This window comes from Kitasatospora sp. NPDC093558 (genome assembly GCF_040683475.1).
Classification (GTDB): domain Bacteria; phylum Actinomycetota; class Actinomycetes; order Streptomycetales; family Streptomycetaceae; genus Kitasatospora.
This window is the reverse complement of record NZ_JBFBDY010000421.1, coordinates 1-5550: the sequence shown is the minus strand read 5'-3', so window position 1 is coordinate 5550 and position 5550 is coordinate 1. Positions and strand designations below refer to the sequence as shown.

At 72.9% G+C, this 5550-nt stretch carries 6 protein-coding genes and 1 pseudogene; 3 read left to right on the top strand and 4 right to left on the bottom strand.

Annotation, left to right across the window (positions count from 1 at the left end; genetic code table 11):
* The 4 genes and pseudogenes from AB0O00_RS28035 to AB0O00_RS28020 form a co-directional block, all read right to left on the bottom strand.
* Positions 1 to 232: pseudogene (locus AB0O00_RS28035) on the bottom strand (hypothetical protein); the annotation flags it as partial.
* A complete protein-coding gene (locus AB0O00_RS28030; RefSeq protein ID WP_363656365.1) occupies positions 229 to 1431 on the bottom strand; it encodes a cupin domain-containing protein in 1203 nt (400 codons plus the stop codon). The gene AB0O00_RS28030 and the pseudogene AB0O00_RS28035, both read right to left, overlap by 4 nt.
* Before the next feature lie 75 nt (positions 1432 to 1506).
* Positions 1507 to 2721 carry a 4-hydroxyphenylpyruvate dioxygenase gene (gene hppD, locus AB0O00_RS28025; protein ID WP_363656363.1) on the bottom strand — a complete coding sequence of 405 codons (1215 nt, stop codon included), beginning with the start codon at positions 2719 to 2721 and terminating at the stop codon, positions 1507 to 1509.
* A gap of 221 nt (positions 2722 to 2942) precedes the next feature.
* Positions 2943 to 4271 carry a phosphoribosyltransferase family protein gene (locus tag AB0O00_RS28020; protein WP_363656361.1) on the bottom strand — a complete coding sequence of 443 codons (1329 nt, stop codon included), beginning with the start codon at positions 4269 to 4271 and terminating at the stop codon, positions 2943 to 2945.
* A 212-nt stretch (positions 4272 to 4483) separates the two neighbouring features.
* Between AB0O00_RS28020 and AB0O00_RS28015 the strand changes: the two genes are divergently transcribed.
* From AB0O00_RS28015 to AB0O00_RS28005, 3 genes are all read left to right on the top strand, one after another.
* Complete coding sequence (locus AB0O00_RS28015; protein WP_363656359.1) at positions 4484 to 4858, top strand: hypothetical protein; 375 nt, start codon at positions 4484 to 4486, stop codon at positions 4856 to 4858.
* A complete protein-coding gene (locus AB0O00_RS28010; protein WP_363656358.1) occupies positions 4855 to 5277 on the top strand; it encodes a hypothetical protein in 423 nt (140 codons plus the stop codon). The genes AB0O00_RS28015 and AB0O00_RS28010 overlap by 4 nt, the downstream gene beginning before the upstream one ends.
* Positions 5278 to 5321: 44 nt before the next feature.
* A partial coding sequence (locus AB0O00_RS28005; RefSeq protein ID WP_363656356.1) for a hypothetical protein occupies positions 5322 to 5550 on the top strand: 229 nt, incomplete at its 3' end.

The window sequence follows — 5550 nt, the reverse complement described above, 5'->3', positions numbered from 1 at the left end:
TGCCCTTCTTCTGGTGCCTGCGCTGCGCGGTGCCGTTCAGGACCGCGGCCAGCTCGCCCAACCGGCCCGCCCCGCACAGGAACGGGCCGACCGCGTCGGCGTACCAGGCCGTACGGTGGGCGCGGTGCGCGGGCACCGCCTCGACGACCGGCAGGTTCCCCGGCGGGAACACCGCCGCGTCGTCGAAGAGCCCGCGGAACAGGTCCGGGATCGCGGATCCTGCGGCGCTCATCGCCCGGGCCCCCGGCCGGACCACGTCCACGCGTAGTTGGCGTCCTCGCTCGCCCGGCCGCCCTCGCCCAGCTCCAGCGGACGGAACGTGTCCACCATGACCGCGAGTTCGTCGAAGAACTCCGCGCCGATGCTGCGCTCGTACGCGCCCGGCTGCGGGCCGTGGGTGTGCCCGCCCGGGTGCAGCGAGATCGACCCCTGGCCGATGCCCGAGCCCTTGCGCGCCGCGTAGTCGCCGCCGCAGTAGAACATGACCTCGTCGCTGTCCACGTTCGCGTGGTAGTACGGCACCGGGATCGACAGCGGGTGGTAATCCACCTTGCGGGGAACGAAGTTGCAGATCACGAAGTTGTTGCCCTCGAACACCTGGTGGGCCGGCGGCGGCTGGTGGATCCGCCCGGTGATCGGCTCGAAGTCCCGGATGTTGAAGACGTACGGGTACAGGCAGCCGTCCCAGCCCACCACGTCGAACGGGTGGTGCGGCACGGTGTAGCGGGTGCCCGAGATCCCGTTCGGGCCGCGGTGCTTGACCAGCACGTCGACGTCCCCGGGGGTGTCGACCACCAGCGGCCCGACCGGCCCGCGGAAGTCCCGCTCGCAGTACGGCGCGTGCTCCAGCAGCTGCCCGTACTTGGAGAGGTAGCGCTTGACCGGCGTGATGTGACTGTTCGCCTCGATGCAGTACGCCCGCAGCGGCTCGTCCCCGGAGGGCACCCAGCGGTGCGTGGTCGCCCGCGGGATGATCACGTAGTCGCCCGGGCCGACCTCCAGCGCGCCGAAGACCGTCTCCACCGTGCCGGAGCCGGACTCGACGTACACGCACTCGTCGCCGAGCCCGTTGCGGTACAGCTCGCTCGGGGCCCCGGCCGCGACGTACGAGATCCGCACGTCGCCGTTGCCGAGGATCAGGCGGCGGCTGCCCACCACGTCCGCGGCCTTCCACTCCTGGCCGGCGAACAGCTCGTGGAGCTTCAGGTGGCGGGGGAGCAGGGGATGGTTGGGCACCGTGGACTGGTCCGGCAGCTCCCACGGCACCGCGTTCACCACGGCGGACGGGATGCCGCGGTGGTAGAGCAGCGAGGAATCGGAGGAGAACCCCTCCTCGCCCATCAACTCCTCGTAGTACAGCCCGCCTTCGGGTGTGCGGTGCTGCGTGTGCCGCTTGGGCGGGATGCTGCCCAGCTGCCGGTAGTACGCCATCTCCCTGCTCCTCCTCGACCGTGTTCAGCCGCTCGTGCTCACGGTACGTCGACCGTGTTCAGAGTTCCGCGACCCTTACAGGTTGCCGCGGGCCTCCTGCTCGCGCTCGATGGACTCGAACAGCGCCTTGAAGTTGCCCTTGCCGAAGCCGAGCGAACCGTGGCGCTCGATGAACTCGTAGAACACGGTGGGGCGGTCGCCGATCGGCTTGGTGAAGATCTGCAGCAGGTAGCCGTCCTCGTCCCGGTCGACCAGGATGCCGCGCTTCTTCAGCTCCTCGATCGGCACGCGCACGTGGCCGATCCGGGCGCGCAGCTCCGGGTCGTCGTAGTACGCGTCCGGGGTGTTGAGGAACTCCACGCCGCGCGCCCGCAGGATGTCGACCGTGGTGAGGATGTCGTTGGTGGCGAGCGCCATGTGCTGGCAGCCCGGACCGGTGTAGAACTCGAGGTACTCGTCGATCTGCGACTTCTTCTTGGCGATCGCCGGCTCGTTCAGCGGGAACTTCACCCGGTGGTTGCCGCTCGCGACGACCTTCGACATCAGCGCGGAGTAGTCGGTGGCGATGTCGTCGCCGACGAACTCGGCCATGTTCACGAAGCCCATGACCCGGTTGTAGAACGAGACCCACTCGTCCATCTTGCCGAGCTCGACGTTGCCGACCGCGTGGTCCAGCGCCTGGAACAGCCGCTTCGGCGAGCCCTCCGGGTGCTTGACCTTGCTCTGCGCGACGACGTAGCCCGGCAGGTACGGGCCGTGGTAGCGGGAGCGGTCGATCAGGGTGTGCCGGGTCTCGCCGTAGGTGGCGATCGCGGCGCGGCGCACGGTGCCGTTCTCGTCCGAGACGTCGTTCGGCTCCTCCAGCACGGTGGCGCCGGTGGCGCGGGCGTGCTCGATGCACTTGTCGACGTCCGGCACCTCCAGGGCCAGGTCGACGACGCCGTCGCCGTGGCGGCGGTGGTGGTCCAGCAGCGGGCTGTCCGGCTGGACGCCGCCCTTGATCACGAAGCGGCACGAGCCGGAGCGGAGCACGAAGGCCTTGCGGTCGCGGCGACCGGTCTCCGGGCCGGAGTAGGCGACCAGCTCCATGCCGAACACGGCCTGGTAGAACTGCGCCGTCTGAGTGGCGTTGCCGACCACGAACACGACCGCGTCCTGGGCGGTCACGGGGAACGGGTCGGTGGCCGGGTCGTGCTCGACGAGGCCGACGAGGCGGCGCAGCTGGTCGGCGTCGAGACCGGCCTCGCGCTCCTCGGGGGTCAGCTCAAGGGCGTGGGTCTGCGGGGTCATCGGTCTTCCTCCATTTTGGGCCTCGGCTCTGAGGCGTCCGCTTGAGGCGGCCGCGCCGCTATGGGGGTGGGCGGTGCGGCTGAGCGGAGAGCTTGCTCCTGTCCGGGGGGTTGGGCAACAGGTCGGTTTTTCACTGTTCAATGTGTACAAGCTGATCAGGAAATCCCGCGTTCGGCTGCGCAATATGTGCTGCTGATCAGGGTCGATTCGCGAAGTCTGCGTCACGTGGTCGGAGGGTCACCCGGCGCACGGAGGTGGTGCCGGAACCAGTCCCCGGCCAGCCCCGCGACCTGGTCCAACGTGCCCGGTTCCTCGAACAGGTGGCCCGCGCGGGGGACCACCGCGAGTTCACTCTCGCAGCGCAGCCGGGCCCGCGCCCGCCGGTTGAGGTCGATCACGGTGCCGTCGAGGGCGCCGACGACGAGCAGGGTGGGGGCGGTGACCCGGCCCAGGGCGTCCGGCCCGGCCAGATCGGGACGGCCGCCGCGGGAGACCACCGCGCCGACGGCGGACCCGAGGTCGGCGGCGGTGTGCAGTGCGGCGGCGGCGCCGGTGCTCGCGCCGAACAGGCCGAGGGGCAGGGCCCGGGTCGCGTCGAGGGCGGGCAGCTGCCCGGCGACGGCGGTCAGGCGGGAGCCCAGCAGGCCGACGTCGAAAACCTTGCGCCGGTCCGGTTCCTCGGCCTCGGTGAGCAGGTCGAAGAGCAGGGTCGCCAGGCCGTCCCGGTTGAGGTGGCGGGCGACGTGCCGGTTGCGGGGGCTGTGGCGGCTGCTGCCGCTGCCGTGCGCGAAGACGACGATGCCGCGGGCGTCGGCGGGGACGGTCAGGTGGCCGGGTAGGCGGGCGCCGTCGGCGGAGAGCTCCACCTCGCGGTCGACGGCGACGGGCGCGGGCGGTCGCTCGCCGTGGGCCTCGGCGAGCAGGGCCAGGACCTCGTCGTCGCCGGTCTGGGAGAAGTCGCCGTAGAACTCGCCGATCGCGAAGAACGGGGACGGGGTGGCGACGCAGACCAGTTCGTCGGCGACGTCGGCCAGGCGGTCCGTCCAGTCCCGGGGCGCCACGGGGACGGCGAGCACCACGCGGGCGGCGCCGCGGGCGCGGACGATCCGGCAGGCGGCGCGGGCGGTGGAGCCGGTGGCGATGCCGTCGTCGACGACGACGACCGTCCGGCCGTGCAGGTCCGCGGGCGGGCGGTTGCCCCGGTAGCGGCGGGCGCGGCGCTCCAGCTCGGCGCGCTCGTGCCGCTCCACGTCGGCCAGTTGGTCGGGGGTGATCCCGCCGAGACGCATCACCTCGTCGTTCAGGACGCGGACGCCGCCCTCGCCGATCGCGCCCATGCCGAGTTCGGGCTGGTACGGGACGCCGAGCTTGCGGATCACGCAGATGTCCAGGGGCGCGCCGAGCGCCGCCGCGACCTCGGCGGCGACGGGCACCCCGCCGCGCGGCAGGGCGACGACGACGGTCCCGGAGCCGCCCAGGTGCCCCAGGCGGGCGGCCAGGCGGCGGCCGGCGTCGGTGCGGTCGGTGAAGTGGGAACCGGTGACGTGCATCGCGCAGCCTCCGTGTTCCACGGTACGTCGGGCAGTCCCGTCCCGCCGTCCCGTCCCGTCCCGCCGCGTCCCGCCCCCGTCCTACTCCCAGCCCGGGAGCGGGACGGGAACCGGACGGGACCCAGCCCCCGTGTGGCCGGGATGGCGGGCGGCGGACGGTAGCGGTCAAAGGCGAGCCGCCGGAGCCCGCCGCGACCCGAAGGAGCCCCGAGATGCCGGGCACCGTCCTCACCGACCTGCGCCGACGCGGCGCCGTCGACCCCGGCCACCTGCTCGCCGGACCGCTGCGCGGCGTCGGCCTGCAGTGGCTCGACCCGGGCCACGGCGCCGAGGTGACCGCCGACACCGTCGAGCACATGCTCTACGTCACCGCCGGCTCCGGCCTGGCCTCCGCCCCCGATGCCGCCGCTCTCGATGCCGCCGCGGCCCCCGACGCCGGCATTCCCCTCGTCGAGGGCACCGCGCTCACCCTCCCGATCGGCTCCCGGACCGTCCTCACGGCCGGCACCGCCGGGATGGAGTACTTCCACGCCGTCCTCGCCGTCCCGTACCCCGCCGAAGCCCCGAAAGAAGGCGAACCCCGGTGATCGTCTCCGCCGCGACGGCCTCCGCCGCCGTCATCCTCGGCCCGGCCGGCGAACGCGTCCGCATCCGCTGCCTCGCCCGCCGCTCCATGCTCACCAGCGCCTGCGAGTCCTTCGACCACCTGCGCCTGAGCCCCGGCGCCCACCACGTCCTGCCGGGACGCGCCGACGCCGAGACCGTGCTCCACGTCCTGCGCGGCGCCGCCACCGTCGGCCAACGGACCGACGAGCCCGACCACTTGGCCTCGGACGGCGATCTCCTCCTGGCCCCGCGCGGGCGCACGCTCCACCTCGAAGCCGGACCGCTCGGTGCAGAACTCCTTTGCCTCACCCTCGCCGTGTCCCGCCACACCGCAGTGACACGCGCGAGCCTCGCCCGCCGCCGTGCCGAACGCCGTCACGCGCGCCACAACCGCCCCTGACCCCAACGCCGTTCGTCCGCCCACCGAATTCGGAGGCAATCCACGTGATTCTCGTCCCCGCCGCCGTCCCCCGTACCGCGCCCGCCCTCCAGCGCCCGGTCGACCCGCGGCACCGGCCGTCCGTACGTGCCGGCCTGACCGTCGAGACGCTGCCGCCCGGCGTCCACGTCGAGCAACGCCCGCCCGTGGACACCGACTCCGTGACCGTCGTGCTCGCGGGCCGCCTCGGCGCGGCCGGCCGCATCCTGGGCCCGGGCGTGGCGGTCCACCACC

Coding starts and splice junctions, on each gene's coding strand:
- AB0O00_RS28030 (WP_363656365.1), bottom strand. CDS start 1,431: ATGGCGTACTACCGGCAGCTGGGCAGCATCCCGCCCAAGCGGCACACG.
- hppD (WP_363656363.1), bottom strand. CDS start 2,721: ATGACCCCGCAGACCCACGCCCTTGAGCTGACCCCCGAGGAGCGCGAG.
- AB0O00_RS28020 (WP_363656361.1), bottom strand. CDS start 4,271: ATGCACGTCACCGGTTCCCACTTCACCGACCGCACCGACGCCGGCCGC.
- AB0O00_RS28015 (WP_363656359.1), top strand. CDS start 4,484: ATGCCGGGCACCGTCCTCACCGACCTGCGCCGACGCGGCGCCGTCGAC.